Origin of the sequence: Sulfuricurvum sp. (genome assembly GCF_028710345.1) — a bacterium.
GTDB lineage: Bacteria > Campylobacterota > Campylobacteria > Campylobacterales > Sulfurimonadaceae > Sulfuricurvum.
In genome coordinates this window covers 44,688-70,567 of the sequence record NZ_JAQTUH010000002.1, presented here as the reverse complement: position 1 = coordinate 70,567, position 25,880 = coordinate 44,688, and the positions used below count along the sequence as shown (strand labels likewise).

General features: G+C 40.2%; 27 protein-coding genes and 1 pseudogene. 17 read left to right on the top strand and 11 right to left on the bottom strand.

Annotation, left to right across the window (positions count from 1 at the left end):
- The first annotated feature begins 17 nt into the window (after positions 1-17).
- Positions 18-773 (top strand): CHAD domain-containing protein, encoded by a 756-nt coding sequence (locus PHC76_RS02905; RefSeq protein ID WP_299971496.1) that lies wholly within the window; start codon positions 18-20, stop codon positions 771-773.
- On the opposite strand, the gene ung is transcribed toward PHC76_RS02905, so the two are convergent.
- The 4 genes from ung to purH form a co-directional block, all read right to left on the bottom strand.
- Positions 733-1,407 (bottom strand): uracil-DNA glycosylase, encoded by a 675-nt coding sequence (gene ung, locus PHC76_RS02900; protein ID WP_299971493.1) that lies wholly within the window; start codon positions 1,405-1,407, stop codon positions 733-735. The two genes, PHC76_RS02905 and ung, sit on opposite strands and share 41 nt — an antisense overlap.
- The gene (locus PHC76_RS02895; RefSeq protein ID WP_299971490.1) at positions 1,407-1,793 is read right to left on the bottom strand and encodes a helix-turn-helix transcriptional regulator; all 387 of its coding nucleotides are present in this window, start codon (positions 1,791-1,793) and stop codon (positions 1,407-1,409) included. Before PHC76_RS02895 ends, ung begins: the two co-directional genes overlap by 1 nt.
- A gap of 3 nt (positions 1,794-1,796) precedes the next feature.
- Positions 1,797-2,678 carry a J domain-containing protein gene (locus tag PHC76_RS02890; protein WP_299971488.1) on the bottom strand — a complete coding sequence of 294 codons (882 nt, stop codon included), beginning with the start codon at positions 2,676-2,678 and terminating at the stop codon, positions 1,797-1,799.
- A gap of 147 nt (positions 2,679-2,825) precedes the next feature.
- Complete coding sequence (purH, locus tag PHC76_RS02885) at positions 2,826-4,361, bottom strand: bifunctional phosphoribosylaminoimidazolecarboxamide formyltransferase/IMP cyclohydrolase (RefSeq protein WP_299971486.1); 1,536 nt, start codon at positions 4,359-4,361, stop codon at positions 2,826-2,828.
- A 95-nt stretch (positions 4,362-4,456) separates the two neighbouring features.
- Here purH and PHC76_RS02880 point away from each other — a divergent pair, with 95 nt between their 5' ends.
- Positions 4,457-4,951 (top strand): DNA-deoxyinosine glycosylase, encoded by a 495-nt coding sequence (locus PHC76_RS02880; RefSeq protein WP_299971484.1) that lies wholly within the window; start codon positions 4,457-4,459, stop codon positions 4,949-4,951.
- Here the strand turns inward: PHC76_RS02880 and PHC76_RS02875 are convergent.
- A complete protein-coding gene (locus PHC76_RS02875) occupies positions 4,940-5,740 on the bottom strand; it encodes a D-alanyl-D-alanine carboxypeptidase family protein (RefSeq protein ID WP_299971481.1) in 801 nt (266 codons plus the stop codon). The genes PHC76_RS02880 and PHC76_RS02875 overlap by 12 nt on opposite strands.
- Before the next feature lie 91 nt (positions 5,741-5,831).
- Here PHC76_RS02875 and PHC76_RS02870 point away from each other — a divergent pair, with 91 nt between their 5' ends.
- Genes PHC76_RS02870 through PHC76_RS02845 form a run of 6 tightly spaced genes read left to right on the top strand, consistent with a single transcriptional unit; the run spans position 5,832 to position 11,682 of the window.
- Positions 5,832-6,107 carry a hypothetical protein gene (locus PHC76_RS02870; RefSeq protein WP_299971479.1) on the top strand — a complete coding sequence of 92 codons (276 nt, stop codon included), beginning with the start codon at positions 5,832-5,834 and terminating at the stop codon, positions 6,105-6,107.
- A gap of 53 nt (positions 6,108-6,160) precedes the next feature.
- Entirely contained in the window at positions 6,161-8,239 is a 2,079-nt protein-coding gene (locus tag PHC76_RS02865; RefSeq protein WP_299971477.1) for a TonB-dependent siderophore receptor, read from the top strand.
- Positions 8,240-8,263: 24 nt separating this feature from the next.
- Entirely contained in the window at positions 8,264-9,382 is a 1,119-nt protein-coding gene (locus PHC76_RS02860; protein WP_299971474.1) for an MlaE family lipid ABC transporter permease subunit, read from the top strand.
- Entirely contained in the window at positions 9,379-10,134 is a 756-nt protein-coding gene (locus PHC76_RS02855) for an ATP-binding cassette domain-containing protein (RefSeq protein ID WP_299971471.1), read from the top strand. Before PHC76_RS02860 ends, PHC76_RS02855 begins: the two co-directional genes overlap by 4 nt.
- Complete coding sequence (locus tag PHC76_RS02850) at positions 10,118-11,077, top strand: MlaD family protein (protein WP_299971468.1); 960 nt, start codon at positions 10,118-10,120, stop codon at positions 11,075-11,077. Before PHC76_RS02855 ends, PHC76_RS02850 begins: the two co-directional genes overlap by 17 nt.
- Positions 11,077-11,682, top strand: a complete 606-nt coding sequence (locus PHC76_RS02845) for an ABC-type transport auxiliary lipoprotein family protein (protein ID WP_299971465.1) — start codon at positions 11,077-11,079, stop codon at positions 11,680-11,682. Before PHC76_RS02850 ends, PHC76_RS02845 begins: the two co-directional genes overlap by 1 nt.
- Here the strand turns inward: PHC76_RS02845 and PHC76_RS02840 are convergent.
- The 4 genes and pseudogenes from PHC76_RS02840 to serB form a co-directional block, all read right to left on the bottom strand.
- Positions 11,679-12,008 carry a cytochrome c gene (locus PHC76_RS02840; RefSeq protein WP_300209784.1) on the bottom strand — a complete coding sequence of 110 codons (330 nt, stop codon included), beginning with the start codon at positions 12,006-12,008 and terminating at the stop codon, positions 11,679-11,681. The genes PHC76_RS02845 and PHC76_RS02840 overlap by 4 nt on opposite strands.
- A 130-nt stretch (positions 12,009-12,138) precedes the next feature.
- Positions 12,139-12,471, bottom strand: coding sequence for a cytochrome c (locus PHC76_RS02835; RefSeq protein ID WP_299971459.1), 333 nt, complete (start codon positions 12,469-12,471; stop codon positions 12,139-12,141).
- A 94-nt stretch (positions 12,472-12,565) separates the two neighbouring features.
- Positions 12,566-12,901: a hypothetical protein gene (locus PHC76_RS02830; protein ID WP_299971456.1), complete on the bottom strand. Its 336-nt coding sequence runs from the start codon at positions 12,899-12,901 to the stop codon at positions 12,566-12,568.
- Positions 12,895-13,536, bottom strand: a pseudogene (gene serB / locus PHC76_RS02825) (phosphoserine phosphatase SerB); the annotation flags it as partial. The pseudogene serB and the gene PHC76_RS02830, both read right to left, overlap by 7 nt.
- A 43-nt stretch (positions 13,537-13,579) precedes the next feature.
- On the opposite strand from serB, the gene PHC76_RS02820 reads away from it, so the two are divergent.
- Positions 13,580-14,482: a methylenetetrahydrofolate reductase gene (locus tag PHC76_RS02820; RefSeq protein WP_299971453.1), complete on the top strand. Its 903-nt coding sequence runs from the start codon at positions 13,580-13,582 to the stop codon at positions 14,480-14,482.
- Positions 14,483-14,496: 14 nt separating this feature from the next.
- Here PHC76_RS02820 and PHC76_RS02815 read toward each other — a convergent pair whose 3' ends face one another.
- The gene (locus PHC76_RS02815; RefSeq protein WP_299971450.1) at positions 14,497-17,157 is read right to left on the bottom strand and encodes a hypothetical protein; all 2,661 of its coding nucleotides are present in this window, start codon (positions 17,155-17,157) and stop codon (positions 14,497-14,499) included.
- A 411-nt stretch (positions 17,158-17,568) separates the two neighbouring features.
- Between PHC76_RS02815 and PHC76_RS02810 the strand changes: the two genes are divergently transcribed.
- The 8 genes from PHC76_RS02810 (at position 17,569) to PHC76_RS02775 (ending at position 25,357) form a co-directional block, all read left to right on the top strand.
- A complete protein-coding gene (locus PHC76_RS02810; RefSeq protein ID WP_299971447.1) occupies positions 17,569-17,835 on the top strand; it encodes a toxin in 267 nt (88 codons plus the stop codon).
- Between the two features lie 3 nt (positions 17,836-17,838).
- Complete coding sequence (locus PHC76_RS02805; RefSeq protein ID WP_299971444.1) at positions 17,839-18,132, top strand: hypothetical protein; 294 nt, start codon at positions 17,839-17,841, stop codon at positions 18,130-18,132.
- 81 nt (positions 18,133-18,213) lie between these two features.
- Complete coding sequence (locus PHC76_RS02800) at positions 18,214-20,073, top strand: hypothetical protein (RefSeq protein WP_299971441.1); 1,860 nt, start codon at positions 18,214-18,216, stop codon at positions 20,071-20,073.
- Positions 20,024-20,866, top strand: a complete 843-nt coding sequence (locus PHC76_RS02795) for a hypothetical protein (protein ID WP_299971438.1) — start codon at positions 20,024-20,026, stop codon at positions 20,864-20,866. The genes PHC76_RS02800 and PHC76_RS02795 overlap by 50 nt, the downstream gene beginning before the upstream one ends.
- Positions 20,867-20,951: 85 nt before the next feature.
- The gene (locus PHC76_RS02790) at positions 20,952-21,344 is read left to right on the top strand and encodes a response regulator (RefSeq protein WP_299971435.1); all 393 of its coding nucleotides are present in this window, start codon (positions 20,952-20,954) and stop codon (positions 21,342-21,344) included.
- Positions 21,337-22,395, top strand: a complete 1,059-nt coding sequence (locus tag PHC76_RS02785) for a YaiO family outer membrane beta-barrel protein (RefSeq protein ID WP_299971432.1) — start codon at positions 21,337-21,339, stop codon at positions 22,393-22,395. The genes PHC76_RS02790 and PHC76_RS02785 overlap by 8 nt, the downstream gene beginning before the upstream one ends.
- 57 nt (positions 22,396-22,452) lie before the next feature.
- Positions 22,453-23,967, top strand: a complete 1,515-nt coding sequence (locus PHC76_RS02780) for a HEAT repeat domain-containing protein (protein WP_299971429.1) — start codon at positions 22,453-22,455, stop codon at positions 23,965-23,967.
- Positions 23,960-25,357, top strand: a complete 1,398-nt coding sequence (locus tag PHC76_RS02775) for a glycosyltransferase family 2 protein (RefSeq protein WP_299971427.1) — start codon at positions 23,960-23,962, stop codon at positions 25,355-25,357. The genes PHC76_RS02780 and PHC76_RS02775 overlap by 8 nt, the downstream gene beginning before the upstream one ends.
- Positions 25,358-25,372: 15 nt before the next feature.
- Here the strand turns inward: PHC76_RS02775 and PHC76_RS02770 are convergent, their stop codons facing one another.
- Positions 25,373-25,870, bottom strand: a complete 498-nt coding sequence (locus PHC76_RS02770; RefSeq protein WP_299971425.1) for a hypothetical protein — start codon at positions 25,868-25,870, stop codon at positions 25,373-25,375.
- Between the last annotated feature and the right edge of the window lie 10 nt (positions 25,871-25,880).

The window sequence follows — 25,880 nt, the reverse complement described above, 5'->3', positions numbered from 1 at the left end:
CTTGCTATAATAGTCATATGAAACCACATAAATTAACTCAGTTTTTACTTTATCAGCTTTATCACGCACGAGTTCTTCTCCATTCGAATAATGGCAAGGAGGAGCAAATCCATGAGTTTCGAGTCACCCTTCGCAGTATCCGTTCTCTCGTAAAACTCTTTCTCAATGACGTTACCCCTTTTCCAAAAATTTTAAAAACTGCTATGCAAGAGACCAACTCGATTCGAGAACTCGATGTACTGATTAACACCCTTAAACGCTCCCAATACCCAAAACTTTTTAAACATCTCAAGAAACTTCGAAAACAAAGTGTAAAAACCCTTTTTACCCCTCAATATCACACGAAAACTCTTTTGTTGATAGAGGAGTATTCCTATCTCATTTCACAATACGAACCCGATTTTATCTCCGAAATACTTATCCAAAAAGTGCTGACCCATTACCAACATTGTTTGGATTCTTATTTAGCATTAGAGAGTAATGCCACCCCTAAAATGCTCCATCAACTCCGAATAGAGTTCAAAGACGCACGCTACGGTTTTGAATTTTTAGAGATTTCCGATTTACACCAATGCAGTGAAGTGATTGCCCACTGTAAAGAGCTACAAAACATGTTAGGCTCCATCCAAGACACCGTCAACCAAATCGACCTGCTTAAAAAAATCTATCTGGAATTTCCCTCACCCGAGGTCAAAGAGTTATTGAAAAAACAAAAAAAAGTGCTTCAAAAGCTCAAAGAGACCACTCAATCGGAGCTATCTGTATCGATTTGAGATAGTTGTTCGTTTGACTAAACGGCTTTGAGCCGAAAAACCCTCGATACGAAGAGAGAGGAGAGGGATGAGGAGCCGTGAGAATCAGATGTTTACGTCCATCAATCAACGAAGCCTTTTTCCCCGCAGGTGCTCCCCAGAGGATAAAAACGATATGTTCACGTTGTGCACTAAGTGTTCGGATTACCTGATCGGTAAACCGCTCCCACCCCCGCTCTTTATGCGAAAATGGCTCACCTGAGCGGACAGTGAGGAGAGTGTTGAGGAGCAATACCCCCTCACGAGCCCAATGGCTCAAATCACCGCTTTTGGGATACGGGCATCCGATATCGCTCACCAGCTCTTTAAAGATGTTTTGGAGTGAGGGGGGGAGAGGAATCCCTTGCTGTACCGAGAATGACAACCCGTGCGCTTGCCCTACTCCGTGATACGGGTCTTGACCTAAAATAACCACTTTGACACTCTCAAAAGGGGTGGAGTTAAACGCATTGAAGATATTGCTTCCATGGGGGAAAATCGTGTAATGTTTTTTCTCTTCGACCAAAAAGGCTTTCAACTCCTCCATATACGGATGAGCGAATTCAGCACTTAACGCCTCTCTCCAGCTTTCATGGATAATCGGATTAGTTGCCATTATTTGAGAATATCATCATCGAAAATGACCATTTCGTAAATACTACGTTTGGTCACGAGTGATTTTTCAGGAGGGACACCGCTAGAGCTTCGCATACGTGCGATTTCGGCGCGTAACTCCATCATCTCTTGCTCCATCGCTTCCATTTTGTCTTTGAGACGAATCACTACATCGACTCCCGCGAGGTTCACCCCTACTTCACGAGTCAGACGTAAAATCATTTTGATTTTTTCGATATCACGCTGAGAATAAAGACGTATCCGCCCATCCGAACGTGACGGGGCAATTAAGTTTTCCCGCTCATATTGACGAAGGGTCTGAGGGTGGATATCCAAAATCTTGGCAACAATACTGATCATATAAACCGGTTCGTCAAAATGGTGCATACTCTACTCCTGTGGAAGTGTTTTTTTCATCGCTTCGACCAAATCCGAATCGATTTTATCAACAGCTGGCAACACGATATTGGCTTTTAGATACAAATCGCCACGTACATTGCTCTGACGGTTCATTACCCCCATCTCTTTGAGGCGAAAACGTTGTCCGTTTTTGGTATTTTCAGGCACTTTAAGGGTTACCTCTTTCTCCAACGTTTGAACCGCTACTTTACCCCCAAAGAGTGCTGCATAGAGAGGAACATTAAACGTTTTGACGAGGTTATCCCCCTCTCTCTCATACTCAGGGTTGCTTCCAACCTCAATCTTTAAATACAAGTCACCCACTTGGGAACCGTGTTTTTTCCCTTTTCCGCGAACACGAAGTTTTTCACCGTTTTTAATACCGGCAGGAATTTTAATATCAAAACTATCCCCATTAAGACTGATAGCATGTTTGCCTCCGAGCACTGCAACGGCAAATGGGATGGTTACATTAGCATCGATATCGAGGTTCATCCCCCCTCCAAATCCACCACCGCCGAAACCGCCACCAAATCCACCGAAACCACCGCCGCTGAATCCGCCAGCACCGCCGCCACCGAACATACTGCGTAAAATCTCATCCAAATCGACATTGCCACCTTGGGCACGAGAAAAATCATGGAAATTCTGACCACCGAACATCGAGTCCCCATACTGATCGTATTTCGCTTTTTTATCTTTATCACTCAACACTTCATACGCGGCATTAATCTCTTTAAATTTCTCTTCTGCTGCGGGGTCTTTGTTCACATCGGGGTGATATTGACGGGCGAGCTTGCGGTACGCTTTTTTAATCTCCGCTTCACTTGCGCCGGGGGATATTTCGAGAGTAGTGTATAAACTTTTTGACATTTTTTAATCCTGTTGAATCATTGTAAATTATTTGTTAAAAATTATAACAGAATAGTTGAGTCAAAGTCAATCAAGGTTAAAAAGAAAAGTTCGTAGAGTAGGCTTTTAGAGAGGAATTAAAGTTGCGCCATATCGGCGCAATCATTCTTAGTGTAAAAAGTGGCGAACACCTGTAAAGTAAAGTGCCATCCCGTGTTCATCCGCTGCCGCGATTACTTCTTCATCCCGTACCGAACCGCCCGGTTGGATAACCGTTTTAACACCAGCACCCGCCGCCGCATCGATCGAATCGCGGAATGGGAAAAATGCTTCAGAAGCAAGAGCCGAACCGCTTACATCCAGACCCATCTCTTCGGCTTTACGCAATGCACAACGCGCCGCATCGACACGTGAGGTCATCCCCATACCGACGGCGACCATCGCCGCATCTTTGACGTAAACAACACAGTTTGATTTGGTCAATGACGCTACTTTGTAGGCGATTTCGGCATCTCTCAAAGCCGCATCGCTTGCAACGTGTTTGGTTACCAGTTTCGCGTTAGCAACCTCTTCATGCGTTACACGGTCGGCATCTTGGAATACAAACCCGCCATCAATGTGTTTGAAATCGATTGCATCGTTGCTGAGGGCGATACGATCACTGCCGTACTCGAATAGCTTAAGACGTTTTTTCGGCTCGAACACTGCGCGCGCTTCCTCATCGATAGAGCCTGCAATGATCACTTCGAGGAACATTTCGTTCATTTTCTCCGCAAGCTCTTTCGTCACGACACCGTTAACCGCAACGACACCGCCGAATGCGGAGATCGGATCACATTTAAGCGCTTCATTATACGCATCGAGGAGGTTTTCACGGATTGCAAAACCGCATGGATTACCGTGTTTGACGATACAGATCGCATTTTCATCCCCGAACGCCGCCGCAATTTTCACCGCACCGCTGATGTCGGTAAGGTTATTGAAGCTCGCTTCCCCTTTGAGGGTTTTGAAGTTTTGTGAGAAGAACGTATCGAACTCGTACAAACCGCCCTTTTGGTGCGGGTTTTCGCCGTAACGGGTATCCATCACTTTGGATCCGACGATGAACTGTTTTGATCCCATGCCGTTGTTAAACCGTTTGTTCATGTAGTTGGCGATCATCGAGTCATACGCTGCAGTATGCTCATACGCTTTAATCATGAGATCACGGCGGAATTCAACTGTGTTTTCACCGTTAGCAATCGCATTGAGCACGAGAGAATAATCCGAAGGATTGGTGAGAATAATCACACTGTCAAAGTTTTTCGCCGCAGAGCGTACCATCGCAGGACCGCCAATGTCGATGTTTTCGATAATCTCTTCGAAATCGTCGGTTTTCTCAATCGTAGCTTTGAACGGATAGAGATTGACACACACGAGATCGATCGCTTCGACACCGAGTTCGACCGCTTGATCGAGGTGCGATTGTTTATCGCGTCGGTGCAAGATACCGCCGTGGATGTACGGGTTTAGGGTTTTAACACGCCCCTCGAAACACTCAGGGAATTTGGTCACCTCATCGATTTCGATGGCACTTACACCCGCATCTTTGAGCATTTTGTACGTTCCGCCCGTAGAGATGATCTGATAGTCCAAACCGATAAGAGATTTGGCAAATTCAACGATGTTGCTTTTATCGCTGACACTGAGCAATGCACGCTTCATGCAGTTCCTTTGATTGGGTCGTATGCCCATAAATTAATGGCGGGATTGTAGCAAAAGGTGGTTTAGGGGAAGGTAAATTGAGATAAAATTCTTCTATGAACTCCTATAATCACCCCTTCCCCCCACTCCTCGACCAAAATACCCGCATCCTCTTTTTGGGCAGTTTCCCCAGTATCGCATCGTTCGAGCAAGCCTTCTATTATGCCCATCCGCGCAACGCGTTTTGGCCGATACTCGAAGAAATTTTTGATGTACATTTGGAAACCAATGAAGCGAAAAAAACATTTTGTCTGGAAAAGGGAATCGGATTGTGGGATGTAATCGGTTCATGTGAGCGAAGCAATTCGAGCGATACGAATCTGAAAAACTGCATCCCTAATGATTTTGAAAAGCTACTAGAGGAGTATCCCAATATTCAAGTCCTCGCCTTTACGGGAAAAAAAAGCCATGATTTGTTTATGAAGTTTTTTAAAAATTTGAAAATAGAAAAAGTATTGCTCCCCTCCACATCACCTGCTCATGCGGCAATGAAAAAAGAAGAAAAAGCAAAACTCTATAAAGATTTTTTAGGAAAATACCTAGCTATTTAGAACCTGCTCAAAGATATTTTTAGCAGTCTTCCAACGATCTTCTTTAGCATGCATCATCACTATAAGACAATCTTTATTCCCTTTTTTCGCCCGTGCGATGAGACACGCACCCGCTTTGTTGGTAAATCCTGTTTTTATCCCTACTGCATAGGCATAACGATTTAAAAGACGGTTATGGGTATAAGCATAAAATTTGCGATGGGTATTTTGTGAATAATAGGTGTACTCATTGATTTTACTGATGGCATTAAAAGTTTTATTGCGAATCGCATACTCACTGAGTTTTAAAAGGTCGTTTGGCGTTGAATAGTGATCATCCTTATCATATCCGCAAGGATTACTAAAATGGGTATTTCTCATCCCGACAGAATGGGCGTAATGGTTCATCATAGCAACAAAATGCTCTTCACTTCCCCCTACTGTAATAGCAATCGCTTTGGCAGCATCGTTATCCGATTTGATCATTGCCGCTTTCACCAAATCCGACATCAACACAACCTCTCCCCGCTTGTATCCCGCAATCGTCGGTTCCACTCTAATCATCTCTTGCGTGATAGTGACCGATTTGTTCATTTTACCACTTTGAATAGCGAGCAATGCCGTCATCACTTTCGTCAAACTCGCAGGGCTCACCCGCTTATCCCCATCTTTACTATAGAGAACATTCCGCGTTTTTAAATCTTTAACTACCAATGCCCCTACACGAAGATGGTCGAGCTCATTTTTATCGACACCCGCATAGAGTGAAATACTAAACGCTAAACACAAAGAGGTTATTTTTTTAATCATTATGAGAAAATCCTTAGTTCTACAGTCATACCTCATCACTAAGCAAACTTCATACCATTCGCGCTATAATTCGACTCTTACAAGGGGTTTAATGCGACGTTTTCGACGATATTTTGCACTGCTTTTTATTGTTGCAACCCTCATTAGCGCACTCCATGAAATCATTCACGATCATCATCATGAATTCGGACATGACAATGATGAGAGCTGTGCTCTTTATCTCTATGCCCATACTCCAACAATGATGAATGCAGAGGTGAACCTTCCCACTCTCAACACCGTTTTTGAGCCGTTTCTTTTACACGCACCACCTTATGTACTCGCCATAACCATTCCAACACATAGCCGATCACCCCCACTCTCCTAAAATACCCTAAATACTCAACCATTACTATTATTTTAAACAATTAGGATATTTCTATGAAAAAAACACTTTCACTCATTGCTTGTGCAGCGATTTGTACCCTCGCTTCCGCCAATGAAGCACACCTCGATACTATCACGGTCAATGGTACGGTTACTACCGTTATTCAGCACAAAGGCTTACTCAAAGATTTGGTAGAAAAAACAGAAGTGATCAACAAAAAAGAACTTGAGCATACACAATCTTCCACTCTCGCCGAAGCCATCAATCAAGAAGTGGGGATTAACGTCACCACCGGCTGTTCCATCTGCGGACTTAAACGGGTACAAATAAACGGTCTTAAAGGGGAGCATACAACGGTATTAATCGACGGTATCCCTTTTAACTCAACCGTATCGAGTTTTTACGGCATGGATGCTATCGGTACGGCGGACATCGAGAGTATCGAAATCGCTCGCGGGACAGGGACATCGCTCACAGCACCTGAAGCTATCGGGGGAACGATCAACATTATTCCTCGCAAACCACGCAACAATGCTATGGAAACGGATCTCTCTATAGGGACATTAGGGACTAAAAACTACTCTGTTTTGGGTGAGGCGATGAGTAGCGATAAAAAAACCGGTATACTCGTCTCCGCCTCCTATCACACGCAAAATCAAGTAGATAACGATCACAATAGCGTCAGCGAATCGCCGAGTTTGGAGAATCAATCACTCTCTCTTATGGTAACCCATGAGTTTTCACCGTATGATTCGATTGAACTCAAAGCGAGCCATTTTACCTCTAACTCGTTTGGTGGATCGATGGTTTCAGAAAGTTCTGCGGTAGCGAACTATGACCCAGCTAACAATAACCCTACATTTGCAGGCGGTAATGTTAACAATCCTCTCATCAGCCAGCCTATGTCGGTATTAGAGCGTATCAACACAAAGCGCGATGAAATCTACCTCAAACAGCGTCATACACTCAACGGTACCATGAATCTCCAAACAACTCTCGCGTATGCTGAACAATTCCAAGATTCTCTCTACGAAGGTGCCGATTATCTCAATACCGATAAAACCTATTTCGGCGATCTAAAAATCGATCACGCCCTCAACAACAACCATTTCTTAACGTATGGAACCGATGCTAAAATCGAAACGGCACGCTCACAATCGGTCGCATTTTTCGATGTTGCAGGGATGGATAAAGATGATTTTGATTACACCGCATTAGGTCTTTATGCCCAAGATGCATGGATGATTGATGATAAAAATGAGCTCACCCTTGCACTACGCGGTGCAAAAATAACTGCTGATTGGCGTGCCAAAACGGCTCAGGGCAATGAAATCGATGAGACCATGCTCGTACCGCGTTTGCTTTGGAGACACAACCACACCAATGAGTTAACATCACGACTCAGTGCCGGAATGGGGTATCGTGCGCCGTTGACCTTTTTCGAATCGGAGCACGGACTACTTGATAGCGGATTTGATATGGCAATCACCGAACTGGAAAAATCCAAAGGGGCAAGTTATGCCCTCTCGTATGATACACATGGATTAAATATTACCGCATCCGCTGCTTATACACAGGTTAAAAATCTCGCCTACATCGACAACTCTGCCGCAACACCGATATTGCGCAATAGCACTGAATCCGGCAGCGTTAAAAATGGCGATATTTCCATCGGCTATGAAGTCATCGAAGGATTAAACCTCTCAGGTGCTTATGAAATGTATCGCTATGATAATGCCTATAAATCCCATCTCTCACTCGCCGCTATCGAACAACGTGCCCGTTTTAGTATCGATTATGATGCCAATGGATGGGAATTGTATACCGAAGCCACATGGGTAGGAGCACGTGATTTAACCCCTTATGGGTATAGTGATCGTTACAACGATGCTCTCGCGACATCGCCAAAAAACACAACAGCTCCATCCTACACAACCGTCGATCTGAAAATTTCAAAAGAGCTCAATAAAAACTTTACCGTATACGCGGGGGCAAAAAATCTTTTTGATACCCTCCAAACGGATACCGAATCACCACTTTTTTATGATGCCACTGGTGGATTTGACTCAGCCCACATCTGGGGACCACTACGTGGGCGAATGGTATATGCTGGGTTAAAAGCCACTTTTTAAAACAAACTTGCGTTACAATAAGATATGCAAAAGACGCCGCTCCCATCATGTGAACTACATACTGCAAATGATCATATCCGTATTGTCTGCAGTGGGGAATGGCAACTTCATACTTTACGCCCACTTGCCGAGATATTAGAAAATTTTACTCCAACTTTACCTTTACATTGGGACATAACGGCGATTACAACGATTGATTCTGCCGGAATTGCCCTTTTACAACTCTATTACCGTGAATTTGAAGCGTTAGGATTCCCCTCAAAACTCATCGGTGCAAATGATGAGCAATTACGACTCTATCACCTCCTCTACCCCCATCCACATGCCGATGAGATTCCACCTATACGTCCCACATTTCTTTTTCGCCTTGGGGTTGAGAGTATCAAATCATTACGAGAAACTCTTAATTTCTTTAGTTTTCTCGGTGAAGCATTTATGGTGTTGTTACACTCTCTTCGTAAACCGTGGCTAATCCGTTATCGCTCGATTAGCTCCCACATTATTACCTCCGGTGCCGACGCACTCCCTATTATCGCACTCAGCGCTTTTTTAATCGGAGTCGTCATCGCCTATCAAAGTGTCGAACAGCTCCAAAAATTTGGTGCCGATATTCTCATCGTTGATATGATCGGTATCTCTTTAACCCGTGAACTTGCCCCTCTCATCACAGCAATCGTTATTGCCGGACGGAGTGGTTCAGCCTTTACGGCTCAAATTGGGGCGATGAAAATGACCCAAGAGATTGATGCTATGAAAACGATGGGATTTCACCCTTACCTCTTTCTCGTATGGCCTCGCGTGATTGCGCTAATGATTATCATGCCATTGCTTATCTTTTTTGCCGATTTGGTAGGAATCTTCGGAGGGATGGTCGTTGCCAACGCTCAAGCACATCTCTCTTACAGTGAGTTTATACATCGCTTGCAAGGATCACTGCCGATGAAACATTTCGTCATCGGTATAGTCAAAGGACCTTTTTTTGCGATGCTTATCGCATTGGTAGGAACCTATCGAGGGTTTCAAGTCTCCTCCAATACAGAGAGTATCGGTCAATACACGACCAAGAGTGTCGTAAACTCTATTTTTTTGGTCATCGCTTGTGACGCTATTTTCTCTATTCTCCTCACAGAGCTACAATTATGAAAAAAGTAGTTATCGAAGGACGCAATATCGTAACCTCTTTTGGCAATAATCTAATTCATAACGGAGTTAATTGCACGATTTATGAAAATGAGATATATGCCCTTTTGGGTGGAAGCGGCTCAGGAAAATCAACACTCCTTCGAGAGATGATTCTCCTTGGCAAACCATCTTCAGGTTCACTCTCGGTATTAGGATATGATTTAAAAAATCTAAATCTTCAGCAATCCCAAATTCTTCAACGACAATGGGGGGTATTGTTCCAATCAGGTGCACTCTACTCCTCCCTCACCGTCGGTGAGAATATTGAGTTACTCTACAAAGAGTACACCGATCTCCCACCAAAATTGATTAAAGAGCTTGTCAAACTAAAAATTGATCTTGTCGGACTTCCGGCACACGCTGTCCATCTTTACCCAAGCCAACTCAGCGGAGGGATGATTAAACGTGCAGCCCTTGCTCGCGCTCTCGCCCTTGATCCTAAACTTCTCTTTTTAGATGAACCCACTTCAGGGCTTGATCCGTTAAGTTCACGTCAATTTGATGCCCTTATTAAAGAGCTTCGCGATCTTTTAGGACTCACTATAGTGATCGTTACCCATGATTTGGATACTATACATCATATTGTAGATCGATTTGTTTTATTAGGAGAAAAGAGGGTGATTGCCGAGGGGACACTTCCTGAAGTACTTAAAATCAATCATCCCATAATCGATTATTTCTTTCAAAAGGAGACACATGGAGTCCAAGGTTAATTACACAATCGTAGGGGTATTCGTCCTTTTTTTTACCATTGCCATGGTTATTTTTGTCTTTTGGCTTGGCAAATACAACGACGATGATAATGAATACCAACGCTTTAAAGTCTATATTACCGAATCGGTATCAGGGCTCGCTCCCGAAGCCTCCGTTAAATTTCACGGTGTTGATGTAGGTCAAGTGGAATCAATCCAAATCAATCCTCAGAACAGTGAAGAAGTTGTCCTTATTTTAAAAATCAAAAAAACAGCCCCTATTAAAAATGATTCTACCGCTATGCTCAAATTTTTCGGTATCACGGGACTCGCATTTATCGAAATCGCCGGAGGTGCAAAAAATGCCCCTCTACTACAAACATCCGATAAAAATATCTCCGTTATCCCGACCTCACCCTCATTAATTAAACGACTCGATGAAACACTTAGTAGCGTTGTCACAAAATTTTCCTATACACTTGATAAAACAAACGCTATCTTAAATGATAAAAATGCCCAAAACTTTTCACAAACCTTGGCAAATCTCAAAAATATTTCAATCCAAATGGCGGATTATCAAGATGAAATCGATATCCTCCTCAAAAATTCTATCCAAACTGGAAAAAATATGGATGATATGATGGCAAGAGTCGGAAAATCCTCCGATACCGTCAATGATTCTATGGCAACCTTTAGAACCACCATGAAAGATAGCTTCGGACCTAGTATGAACGCATGGAAAGAGACCTCAAAAAAAACAAATGCCCTTATTGAGACTATTCAAAGTAGTATGGCGCGAGGAGATTATGATATCCAAACCTCCACCCAAGAGCTCAATGCCCTCTTAGCACAATCCCGTGCGACATTAGTGGAGATGGAACAAACTTTGAAAACACTCAAAGAGAGCCCTTCAGACATCTTATTTAAAACATCTAATCCAACCCCAGGACCAGGAGAAAAATAATGAAAAAAATCTTCCCACTTCTTATCTTAGCACTCTTTAGCGGATGTTCTATTCACACTCCTGCGATTACAGAATACTCATTGTTGACTCCAGCACCATCAGGTATAACTCCTTTTTCTACCAGCTTACCTAAAAGCATTAAACTCAATGCACCCATCACATTATCCTCTCTTGCTACCAAATCGATTCATTACTCCTCATCCACTCAAGAATCAGGAAATTATCTCTACAGTGCATGGAGCGATACCCCCTCTAGTATGATAGAAAATACTCTGTTTCTTGCGCTTCAACACAGCAACTTATTTTCTACTGTTGCTCCATCAGCTTCATGGGCAAAAACAGATTACATTCTTGAATCCAATCTAGCCATTTTTCAACATACAATAAAAGAGGATGGAAGTAGTGAGGGGATAATTGATATAAGCTATCGATTAATCGATTTGGAATCCAAAAAAGTAATTGCAACAAAACATTTTTATTCAACCCATCCATCGGCGTCTAATAATGCCAAAGGGGGAATTGAAGCATTGAAAAAAAATATGGATAAAGTGAATCATCAAGTGATAGAGTGGTTAAGTATAACACTTAACCAACAAAAAGTTTAACAGGCAGGGACGTTTCCAGAATCAGAACCGTATTCAAATAAAAAATCACGAATATGTTTCGATCGATCTTTAAATTCATCACCTTTAAAATACAACTCGACTTTACTTCCTTCATGCTTTTTAATAAGCAGCTTCGCACTATTGCCAAATAGTTCTTCCCACTCATCTTGAGTATGTAGTGCTGCACCTTTTGATCCATCCCCATGACACTCTTTACAATTTTTAACGTACCACTTTTGACCTTTAGCAATATCGGCTGATGCAGTAGTACTCATGAAGCACATCAAAGCAAAGGATACAGCAAAAAATGGAGATAAATGGATCATTATATTTCCTTTTATTATAAATATGGCAATAATAGTATCTTAGTTAGTATAAATTAAGGATTAATTTTTATTATCTTGAAGGTAATATGGAGCTAAAGAAGAGCACCCAGAAATGGGTGCTAATGAGAAGTTATCCGCAAGAAGGGACATTTCCTGAATCTGAACCGTACATGAATAAGAAATCACGTAGATCTTTTGCTTGATCTTTGAAAGCTTCACCGTTGAAATATGCTGAAGATTTATCTTTTGCGTGTGCTTTGATCATTTTTTCTCCGCCGTTTGCAAAAAGGTCTTCCCACTCATCTTGTGTATGCATCGCTGCACCTTTTGTACCGTTACCATGACAGTTTTTACAGGTTTTCAAATATGCTTTTTGACCTTTTTTATCATCAGCAGATACAGTTGTACTCATCATTCCAACAGCAACTACCGCTGCAAGTAAAAACGAAGTTGATTTCATCATACGATTCCCTTATATTGATTTTTTGCTTATCAACACAATGATATCACGTAAAGTATAAATAGACTATTAATAAAACAAATTTAAAAGAGTTTTTTTATTCTTCCTCTTCAATGACTTCTTCTTTGACTTTATTGGCCCGTACTTCAGTGCGAATCTTCTCTTGACGGACTTTACGATAAGCTTTATGTTGAGCTAGTTTTAAATCCTCTACCTTGATACCCACTTCAGCTGCAATCTCATCACTGCTCATTCCCGCCTCATTCATCATCACCATCTTGAGCTCTTTTTTCGTCAAATGGCGTTTAAGCGATGCATACAAATCGCGTTCATCATCACTAATCTCAACCGCATCGCATTCATAAATACGGGTCAACACTTCACGAATTGTTTTTGTCGGGTTGTAACGCAACCATAATGAGTTCTCTAACATGTAAATACCTTTGTGATAATCTGGGTGAGGTCTTTTGTATCAATGATAACATTCGCCTCTTTTTTTAAAATCTCTTTGGCGCAAAACGCAACGCGTGTCCCCGCATGGGCAAACATCGATCGATCATTTGCCCCATCACCGACAACCATCGTCTCCTCTTCACTGATTCCAAAAAGCCCTTGCAGACGTTGCAACATATCCCCTTTGGAATAATCGAACATCATATCTCCGCCGACCAGTCCCGTGAGTTTCCCATCTTTGGCGTGCAAAACATTTGAGAAATCGGCATCGTATCCGAGGATATTTTTAGCATACGAGGTAGCAGTGCGAAACCCACCGCTAAAACAGATTACTTTAATCTCTCGTTTTTTGAGTTCTGCAATCGTCTCAATAGCACCGTTCATATAGGGCAAGTTTTGGCAAATCTCTTCGACGAGACCAAATTCCAACCCTTTTAAAAGCCCGACACGTTGTTGAAGTGACTCGAAAAAATCAAGTTCCCCATTCATCGCCCGCTCCGTAATAGCACTCACCTGCTCACCGATTCCGAGCGCTTCGGCAAAAAAATCGATGGTCTCGCCATCCATCAACGTCGAATCAAAATCAAATACCGCTAACTTTATCAAAATTAACTTCCTACTTTTGTTATAATGATGTAATTATATCCAAGGGTAGCTTTTGTTCGAATCATTACTCCATAAACTCCGTCACGGAACCTATATCACCTTAGAGACGACACCGTCACGTTCAGCCCAGTTCACCCCGACAATCGAGAAAATCGCTGCACTGGGTCTCGATAAACTTGTCGATGGGTTCAGCACCACCGATAACCCGCTGGCTAAACTCAAATACAACGCCCTCTTTGCCGCGATGAAACTCCAAGATCGTTTCGGACTCCCCACGCTCGCCACGATGAGCATGCGCGACCGTAACCGCATTGCCCTCCAATCCGATCTCCTCGGTGCCAACGAATCCAACGTCCGCGCCATCCTCGCCCTCACAGGCGACAGCGCCCACTACTCCGATCAACCGCACGCCAAAGGGGTTTTCGAGGGAAATAGCAAACTCCTCCTCGATATCATCACAGCACTCAACAACGGAACCGACTTGGCAGAACAAAAACTTCTCGCCCCCGTCCAAGAGATTTATCCCTTCGCCGTTATCGATGCCTATGCCAAAAGTGCCGCAACGCTTCAAAAAAGGATGGCGAAAAAAGTAGCCCACGGAGCCATCGCCATCATTTCCCAACCCGTCTACGATCTCGAAAATGCCCGCAAACTGCTCGATATGATGAGCGAAGCCAACCGCGAAAATAACGCAAATTGCGTTCTTGTTTTGGGCTATTTCCCGATAACTAAACTCCGTACTGCCCGCTTTTTGGATGAAAATGTACCGGGGATATTTGTACCGCATGAGTGGGTCGAAGCCCTCGAAGAAGCCTCACTCATCAGCCCAGAAGAAGAGTACCGTGTCGGATTTAGCCTTAGCAAAACCCTTTTCGAAGAGCTCAAAGCACTCCATCCGAAAATTCATATTATGACTGCCAATCAGTTTGAGTTAGCCAAGGCGATTTTGTCCTGAGCTAATTACACCCACTATTTAAACCAATACGGCGTTGCTTTTGCCCATGGGGTGTCTTCATACCGCTCGTGTAACAGATCATAGGCTTTTTTAGAGTATTCGCCATGCAGACAATTACGATTACATCCGTATCGTGTCGTTCTGACAGCACGATTTAAATTGGCTGCCCGCTCGTTTTGGTCTTCAGCAGTTTTAGCAAGACCTGATTCCATTTCACGTTTGATCACCGCTTCGCTGAGATATTGCGGTCCCAATGGAATATTTTCCAACGCCTCTATCTCTTTTTTATCTATAAATGCCATATAGGGATGATTATTTAGCAATTTTTGCTGATTATCGAGATAAGGTTCCAACTCACCCCTTCGGCTTTGATCTTCTATTGTATTTCTGGTGTGAAATGAGAGGATATTGTTGTCGTTTGGAACGATCACCATGGCATTGAAAATGCGTTTTTTAAACATTTCCTCATCAAATCGGCACCACCAGTTGTTATCGTTGTGATTGTATACGTCGATGGCATCGAGTCTTATCCCTTTTTCTTCACCTTTACGTTCCGGATCATCCGCATACTCCAAATAGAGTGCCGGGCGAAAACGAGGCATTTTTAGAAGAAATGCGATGTATTTATCCCGATTATGCCCGGCGACACTCGCCAAAAGCGACTCACGAATCGAAGGATTGAGCTTGGCGGCCAAAGCTGCGTATTTATCGATCTGATCGTTATCGTATCGGAGCAATACCGCTCTTGTAAAGAGGGTGCGAGCGATCATCCCTCGATACTCTCGCTTAATCCGATCGTCCGTCGTCATGGAATAAAGCATTTGAAACGGTAAAAGTTCGATCATCTCGCGCCAAACTTTATCGTCATTATCGTACTTATAAAATTCATAACGATAAAAATCAGTGAGTATCGCGACACTGACCGATTCATCCGGTGTTGTCGCTAATAAGCTTTTCCACTGATTAAACTCGTTAGGAAGCTTTTTTTGTATACCGTCGAGCAAAGAGCGTGCATTTTGAATCCTACCTGTATAGATTAACCACTGCAATGTTTTATTTAACACTCGTCTAACATCATCTCTACGATAGCTGTACTCCATCGATTCTGGAAAATAGAGCAACTCTTTTTCAAAATAATCCCAATGCCCGAAAATCAGTGCATCAGCTTTGTCAATTTCATCTCGTCCTAAGCGGATACGTACAGCATTGTTCCATAGATCAAAGAGCCAAATCCGATATTCTGGGGTTTCGTTTTTCCATGCACTATTCAGATAAGGTTCGGCATCGGAGAGAATTTTAGAAGCCAAATCATCCTTTGGATGGACGCGTTGAATAGCAATTTGCAACCACGATCCGTCTTTGGTCTTTTTCCACTGCGTAAGTGCATGGGTAACTATATGCCGGTTTTGTTCCCAATAAGGGTTGTCTTGTTGATGCAACGACCAAAGCCAATCGTAATTGAATACGTTATATGCCCATTTTGCCTGCATCCAGTCGATGAGAGGATTTTGAGATGCCAGAGCTTTTACGGCACGCATTCGGGGCCCTTCTGGTTCATAAGAGGTTAACCACCAATCAACCCCTTTCCCATCAGGTGCATAAGGTGCAAAATAAACATTGAACTGTGCCAAAGCATCTTTTTGCTCAGTAAACGATTTCTCCGGTTGCTCTATATTTTCAGCAGAGAGGCGAACAATCTTTTGAAGCCAGTTTAAATGCTCCATTGCCAGTTCTGGGGTAAGTTCCAAATTAAAAGAGCGCATATTACTCATAATAACAAAGCGATAATTTCTAGCGATATCGTGAATGCTTTGCAAGGAAGGATCGGCTAAAATCTCTCCGATTTTATGATACGCTTCTTCGGCATGGTTTTGATACGCAAGCGTACGCACAACCATATAGGCTGCCATCGGCCGCTGCGGTGAATCGTTCAGCTTTTCGACCTCTTTATAGTTTTCCATTGCCGCAACGTAGTCTTTTCGATAAAAATTCCAACTTCCGAGTTGATAGAGAAAATCTCCTTGTGCCCTCTGCGGTAATTTCCCCACAGGTTGAATCGGTATTACATCGTCCTCTGGTCCTCCTTCACATGCTGAAAAGACCCGGTTTTGATTCTCCGCCCACAATTTCAGATACGTTTTATCCTTACCTGATTGAGATTGAATTTCCCTCAACGTCATCAATCCGCTCTTATAGTTGCATTCAGTCCATGTATTGGATTCTATATGAGGGGCAAATCCGGAAATATTTAAGCCCAAAAGTGCTTTTGCCCATACCAGTGAGTCACTCGGTGCTTGAGAATAATAGGTATCAGTATAAAGTGTTTCGGACATTAATGCTGGACGTGTGAGAGCTTTTTGTGTCGTTGAAAATGGGGTTTGCACTTTATTTTTAAGGTATTTTAGCTGAATTGTATAAGCCTCATACAGACAACTAGAATCTTTACATTCATTCCGCTTTTTCAACCATGTAAACTGCTCATTTTTGAGCCGGTTTTTGTCGTTAGTGCTTTTTACTGCTTCTTTAAATGCTTTGGAGAGATTTTCATCTAGTACCGATAGCCCGTTATCCGAACAGATTATTTTCTCAACGTTAGAATTTGCTTTCATACAATCGAAACTCGCCCCATATAGTGTAATAGTTAGGGGAAAAATAAGCGTTAATATCTTTTTCATTAGGCTACCTTTAGGTGGAAATTAATTTTCGTCATCACACACATCTAATACATGATGCATCTTGAATCCGTGGGTAATAGTGATATTAAATCTTTAAACGTTGAATACCATAATATACTTTTCTCTCTTTAAATTACTTTACTTCTTTAATAACCAAATTTTCCATTCATGGTGAGCTCACGTGCCCTTCAGGTATGTCGAAGAACCATGAATTCAGCCTTCGACAAGCTCAGGGTGAACGTAGGTGGCTACGGAACGAATTTGACCTATTTTCAGCCCCTTTCACTCGCTCTTCATTCCCGACTTGATTGGGAATCCAGCTTTTTTCAAAAGTTTTCAAGAATCTTATGTCCTTTTACATACAATTGATATACAATTATAAAACAATATCTTTAGCAGGTGGGGGATCAAATGGTTTTTGATTGGAACGATGAAAAAAACACCCTCCTAAAAGAGAGCCGAAATGTCTGTTTCGAGGATGTCGTCACCAGCATCCAAGACAACAAACTTCTCGACATCGTCAAAAACCCAAGTGCTAACCATCAGGGTCAATACTGTTTAATTGTCGAAATTATGAATTACGCCTATATCGTTCCGTTTGTCAAAGAGGGAGATACGTTTTTTCTCAAAACGATCTATCCCAGCCGAAAAGAAACCAAAAAATACTTTAAGGAGTAACCGATGCGTACCAAAACACTCTACACGGATGAAGAGCTAGCCATCGTCAACGCGGTGGAAAATGGTGAGTATATTTCACTACCTATCGATGAATTAGAGCAACTCAAAAAATCGCTAAAAATCGCAGCTTCTGAGACGATTAAACAACGTTCCAAGCGTAAAGCAATCAGTATCCGTCTATTCGAAGACGATATCACGAAACTCAAGGCGATGGCACTCAATGAGGGAATCCCTTATCAAACCTATATCACCCATGTCATCCATAAAATCACGACGGGGCGAGTACGGGTCTCTTAAGTGATTTTGAGCTAAATATTAAGTCCTTATTGTCGATAATACACGCAAGAAAACTTTTTTCATTAATTGTTCGGAGAAAGAATGCGCATTTTTTTAATTATTTTACTCCCAATCATTGTACTATTAATGATGCTTTACTCTTTTTTTAATCCAAAACCTATCGCAAAAATTGACACTCTGACTTCAATACCCATCACTTTATCGCAGTTAACTACACCAAGCATCTCAGAAGATTTAGCAACAACGGAAACATCAATCGCATTATTATGTAATCCAGAGTCTTCATCAATGATTAGTAGAATATTACGAATCTCCGGTGTACCATTCGTTTTCTCTGAAAATCTAGCTTTTTTTTCCGGAAAAATAGCCTATTTAGATGCAGGATCTTTTCTTCCAAACTGGTTTACTTCTGAACGAGTGAAAATGTTAGAAGATTTTTTAGACAAAGGTGGTCGTTTAATTATCGTCGGTGCCAACCATGATCTTGAATCAAAACTTGCCCCAATTTTGCAATCACGATCTCTTAACACTGGACACATACACAAAAGTTTTTCTCTTCAGCCCGATACATGTCACCGATATTTCGATGATCCCAATGAGCAGAACTACACCTTATCTACTATGGAAGATAAAGCACCTTATACAACTTCCATTACAACCCACCCAAATGATATTACACTTGCACGTTATGAAGATGGCAATGCCGCCGCCATTCGTTATACGTATAAAAAAGGGGATATTACCTTAATTGGAATATCTTCCTACGATTTACGACTTCGAAATTTAGTTGGGAGAGATTACAATGCCAATCATCACTATTGTAACGATTTTGAACCGCTTTCTGACTATCTTTCTTTGTTTGTAAAAGGGATGTATGAATCAACATTTCCGATAGGAGTAACCCTCCATACTGCCCCACATGGATACCAATCAACACTTTTGATTACACATGACATTGATTACCGATATTCCATTGAAGAGGGGGTGAAAAAGTTTGCCGAAACTGAAATCCGTGAACATACCCCAAGCACTTTTTTTATCCAAACAAAATATCTCACTGATGATAAAGATATCGCTTTTTTTACCCCTAAAACAACACATATTTTCCCTTGGTTGATAAAGAATGGATTTGAAATAGGTTCCCATACTGTAATTCACACACGAAATTTCAACAAGCTCCCTATAGGTACATGTAAAGAATCTTATCCTGAATATCAGCCAATCAGTTTCAACGATACTGAAGATCACAACAATCCAACTCTTTGCGGTGAATTAAAAGTGAGCAAAGAGCTTATAGATGGGATGAAGGGGGGAAAGGTCGCATCCTTTAGAAGCGGTGAACTTTTATACCACAAAGAGTTACCCACTATTATGGAGCAGCTGGAATATCAACAAGGTTCTAACTTTTCGGCTGAAGATGTTCTCTCTTATTTTCCTTATCGTTATCCTTATGATAAATATACCCTAAATCTAGAAAGCAAAATATTTGAATTTCCATTGAGTTATGAAGATGAAATGTTGCCTCCCCTCATTTTTCGTCTTAATAAAGCAATACAACTATTTACTAAACTTCATAACAATGGTGCCGTTTTTGTGTTATTAATACACCCTGATTGCACATGGTGGAAACTTAAAAACCTAGATTTATCGTTTGAAGAAAAATTTCTTCATGCTCTACCAAATGATGTTTGGCGCACAACTATGTCACAAGCAGGAGATTTTTGGCATTTTAGAGATACGCTTAATTGGAATTATCAATATCAAGGCAACCACCTTATTATCACCACTAATGCTCCTGCTGATTTTAAAGGGATAACATTTACCGTTAACAGCAAAGTCCATTTACGCGCTATTACATCAGACGTACAAGTTCAGAATCAAAAAATTATCGGTGACTTACATAGCGGAAAAAATCAATGGGTATTTGACATTGTTCCTTAAGTTACATACTCTCATCCAAATACTCTTCACATTACTTTTATTTTATGGATGTTCTAAACCTACTATTCCTTTAAAAGAAACAACCAATGGAGTATGGGCATGGAACCGTTTGGATAATCTTTCCAAAACGTCACTCTATTCCATCAGTACCGTATATCTACAACGACATAATACAGAGATAGACGAATCTTTTCGTCAAGACGCTCGACAACTTAATCACTATTCCTTTTGGCTTTTAGATGGTAATACAGCGTCCATTGACGATCCCTCATCTATCCAATACGATTTATCAATTCTTGATCAAGCACTCAAAGAACATATAGCTATCCAAGGTCTTCATCTTGATATTGAGATCTATACCCGACCTGACTATACTCCTGCTAGCCAAGAGAATTTATGGCACCGTTATCTCTTAAAACTGAAAGCAGTTTCTGAAGAATTACACAAAAAAGGGTTAAAACTCTCTATTTCTATCCCTTTTTGGCTTGATTCAATCAGTATCAACCATCGTCCACTGAGCGATCAAGTAATTGACATTGCTGATGAAACCGTTATTATGTCCTATCGTACTAATCCCAATGATTTATTGGCAACAGTTGAACACGAACTAAACTATGCCGATACCTCTAAAAAATCGATCTTTCTAGCAGTTGATCTCTCCCCATCCAAAGAATCAAATGCTCAACAGCTATCATTTTTTAATCATAAGGATAGATTAGAAGAGGTTCTAATGATGAGTATTCACCACACCTCCTTCAAAGGATGGGTATTTCACAGTCTTGATGATATCTAGTCATATAATAATTAGTTAATTATTGGCTAACCTACAATAGAGTATAATGTCAATAATTATTTTATAACTTAAAGTTTTACTACCTATGCAAACACAGCCTTTAATATTATGCGTTGATGACAACAAAACAATTATCTCTTTTCTCGTCAACTATTTATCACGTAACGGGTATCAAATACTCACTGCCTTCGACGGAGAAGAGGGGCTTGCAAAAATGAAAGAGTTCCATCCTGATTTAACCTTATTGGATCTTAATATGCCTAAAATGACGGGATTTGATGTTGCTTATGCTGCACACAACGACCCTGAATTAATCAACATTCCCATTGTGATCCTTTCTGCACTTTCACAAGCCCATAACAAAGAGCGACATGAGCTAAGAAATGTCTATGATTATCTTACCAAACCTGTTAACCCTGCAAAACTATTATCAGTCATTGACAATACCTTAAAAGAGTCAAAACGTTTACATGCATAATTTTAGTACCCTTTTTATCTTATTCATCCTATCATTATCTCTCAGAGGAGAATCATTAACCGATAGTTCCTCTAACTATTCTATCGAAAACTATGATGAAAGTATTAAAAATATTTCTGCTTTAATTTCTAAAAATGATTTTCCACAAGCAATAAATCGGCTGGAAGCAATGGATAAACACTATCCAAAAAATGTTGAAATCATTGAACTTTTAGCATCGTTGCAATATTGGAGCCACAACTATCCAAAGGCAACTTTTTATTATCAAACACTTTATGATATGACCCACAATAGATCCTACTTGGTCAAAATGGATGAAGTTTCAAATACTTCATTAAATGATCAATTCGCTGCAAAAAAGAACTTTGTCTTACTAAAAGGTGAAGCTTATAGTTATGGAGCAAATCATAATTCTGAACAAGACTTCACCCTTCAAGCAGGAATACACGCATTAGGAATGACATGGATAGGAAGCACAGCTTCCATTCATCGTTATGCCCTAACAGATCGACAAAACGGCTTAGAAATATATAGCGATTTAGGCGATAAAAGTTCTAAGAGATGGGGATTTCTTTCTGTATATCAATCTTCAAATCCATATTTTTTACCTACGTTAGATTACTCTGCTGGAATTTATCAAGGAGTCTTTCACGATACCGAACTTGGATTAGTATACCGTCACATGATATTTCAAAATACTTCAGTCGATATATACAAACCTTCTATTGCACTTCCGCTACCATGGAATAACGGTATGCGATTAACTGAAGACCTTTATTGGGTCCCTTCTTCCCACTCTTATGCCAGCGTTTCTACATTAGCTTATGATCAGATAGAGCATCTTCACCTTTACTATGCCCTTACCCTCGGAAATGGTTATGAAGTCACCGGAGTTGATCCGCTTTTACATACACGTACTTTCTCTCAAACAATAGGTGGAGATTGGCGATTTAGCCCTTCATGGTCAGTAGGATCATCATTAACAGATGGGAGAAGAACCAATTTATATCGAAGAAGTGGTGGAGAAATTTTTCTCAAATATTTTTGGTAAATGCAATTTTTTTCCTATAAAATAAAAAAAAATACTACCCTATTCTACTTCTTACTATTGCCTTATCTACTTTATGCACAAACATCACCATCTATCTCAAAAGAACGGGTCTATACAATCAGACTTTTTTCTTCAACCTCGATCGAAGCTTCCAAAAATGAACTGCAACAACATTCTTTAGCAAATCATAAAGAGATTAAACTTTACAAAATCGGATCTTATATTGTTGCCCAATACGGTATAAGCAAAACACCTAATGAACTCAATAGAGATTTAAAAAAGTATATTGCAATAGGTTTTGAACATGCCATCATTATGCCAACGACAACTTGGCATATGCAAACTGAAGAGATCACACAAATGCCAAAATATCCTCAATCGGTAAGTACATTCTCACCTGTCACAGAAAATAAAAAAATCCCATCAATTGAACCTCCTAAATCGACATACATCTCTATCATCAATCATTCAAAGTCAATAACACTTTTTTTCCGCCACTTCCTGATAATCGGCATCCTCTTTTTTGTCGCTCTCTCTTTAATAACAATTATTGTCTTATTTATTCATAAAATAAAAATTGAATCAAAAATAATAAAAATCGAAAATTTAAAAAATTTTTATCGAGATCAGTTAACACTCTCACTCTTTGCTGAGTTACCAGAGCACACTATCCCAACACTGCACAAAGAGCTTGAATATGAAGCATTCAGTGATATTGTTATTGAGCTTCTTGAAACCTTTAATGACCCTTTGTATAAATCTGTATTACATAATGCACTTATACAATACGGTGTATTGGATCATTATCTCAATATAGCCATATCAAACCAAAATACAAATCAACGGCTTAATGCAGTAGATCGTCTTGCAATGTGTCATTATGAACAGAATCATCCATTCTTTTTATCTCTTATAAATGACCCTTCAGCCGATATCTCTATCCGTAATAGTGCATTGACAGGTCTTAGTTTTATTCTAAATCCTGAAGAATCTGAACTGTTCTTATCAGCTCTAAACAAAACCGATACATCCGGTAAATTTACCGAATATCTATTAAGCAATACAATACAAAGATTTATCGAACTCGATAATCACATGGCGATTATTACAATATTTTATTGGTTGCAATTACAATCGAACTATTTAACACTCAAAGCTTTTATTGAAGCTATCTCGATTATTGGGTATGAATCGATTATTCCGGAATTACAAGAACTATATTTTATGACGGTTCATGATAGTATCAAAATAACGATTGTAAGAGCTTTAGGAGCTTTTGGACATATAACTGATAAAACCATTTTAGCTAATGCCTTAAAAAGCAATAATGAGACTCTCCGTATTGTAGCGGCAAAAAGTCTATCATCTTATAAAGGAGACGATTTAACCTATCTCTCTTCTCTCCATCTTAGTGATGATTCATTTTACGTTCGATACAATATTTCACGTTCTCTCTCCAAACTAAATGGTGGTATTGATATTCTACATACCATTGCTACTTCCGGACAAGATTTATATGCTAAAGAATGTGCCATTTTTTCACTTCACTTAATCGAAGATGCACATGCTTGATCTACTATTCATTATCGTTATTATTATCCAGATCATTATTTTTATCTACTTTCTCATTCTTAATAGTACCTATTCCGCCTTTACCTTTATTGCATTAGACGATATTATCAAACGAGAAGTATACGGTAGTCGATTCAGACTTCACCAAACACTTTCTACTTCTTTATACAGACCAATTTCCCTAATTGTTCCTGCTTACAACGAACAAGCAACTATAGTTAGTAGTATCCGTTCTCAGCTAGCTTTGCACTATCCTGAGTACGAGATAATTATCGTTAACGATGGATCAAAAGATGAAACAATAAGTCGCTTAATCGATGCATTTCATTTTATCCCTGTTGACAAACCGGTAAAACTTGAAATATATCATCAGCCAATCCGACAAGTTTATATCTCTTTATTAAACCCAAATTTATGGCTTATCGATAAAGACAACGGCGGAAAATTTGATGCAATCAATTGTGGAATCAATGCTTGTAACTACCCTTTATTTTGTGTTGTTGATGCTGACTCTTTATTAGAACATGATAGCCTTTTACGTGCAGGATCTATTTTTGCTCACGATAAAGAAGTAGTAGCAGTCGGAGGAACTGTTCGTCCACTAAACGGTTGCACCGTTGTCAACGGGCAAGTCACCTCTATCAAAACACCCTCCAAATGGATCGAACTTTTTCAATCCGTTGAATACACACGAGGATTTTTAGCAGGACGATCAGCATGGAATCTCTTTGATGCTTTACTTATCATTTCAGGTGCTTTTGGAATTTTTCGTAAAGATATCGTTTTAAAAATTGGAGGATACCGACATACCGTAGGAGAAGATATGGACTTAGTTGTTAGAACACATCGTTACTGTATTGAACATGATATTCCTTATAAAATTTTATCGGTTCCCGACCCTATATGCTGGACACAAGTACCGGATGACTGGACATCACTTATGAAACAACGCAACCGATGGCACAGAGGATTGATTGATGTTTTATGGTATAACAAAGTTATGATGCTCAATCCCAAGTATAAAAAGGTGGGGTTGCTTGGAATGACCTATTTTTTCTTTGTCGAAGCACTCGGACCAACCATAGAAATGTTTGGATACATCAGTTTTATTATCTTTTATATTTTTGGCTTAATCGATAGAGAAATCAGTATCTATATCTTTTTATTTGCATTTACATGGGGAAGCTATATCACTTTAAGCTCGATTTTCTTGGATAATTTTATCCATAAACGTTATTCATCAAGTAAAGATTTGCTTAAACTCGCACTCTTTGGCTTAATGGAATCTTTTGGCTACCGTCAACTTATGACTATTGAACGCTTTATTGCAACATTCCAATTTTGGCGCAAAGGTTGGGGAAAAATCAATCGTAAAGAGATCACAACGTAACACATATTATTGAAACTATTTCAACGTTGCTTCTATTGCTTGACCAACTTTTATTGCTCTATGCTTCCCCAAATAACAATGGATATAAATTTTTTCCTCTTTATGTGTTTGTACATATCCAATAATTTTATTGATCTCTTCTTGTGCACCTACCGTATTTAATTTATCAGAATCTAATGGAAAATTCATTACCTTTAAATGAGATGCTTTACAATTTTCTTTTTCTACATCATACAAATCTTTTTCTTGTGGAATTCCAGACGTATTTAACAATGAAATTACCGTTGTAACATGGAGCTTATTTTTTAGAGTATACAAATCATTTTCCCTAGGATAAGCACCTATTATTACATTTGAATTTACCACTTTTGCATCAGCTTGTAACCAGTGTAAAGGATACAAATAAGGTTCAAAAAAAGCAAATAACTGAAAAATAATAATTCCAAATACAGCTGTAAATACACTCAAAGGGATAATATTTGCTACTATTTTTTTGAAAAAAACTTTAATCATTTTTAATACA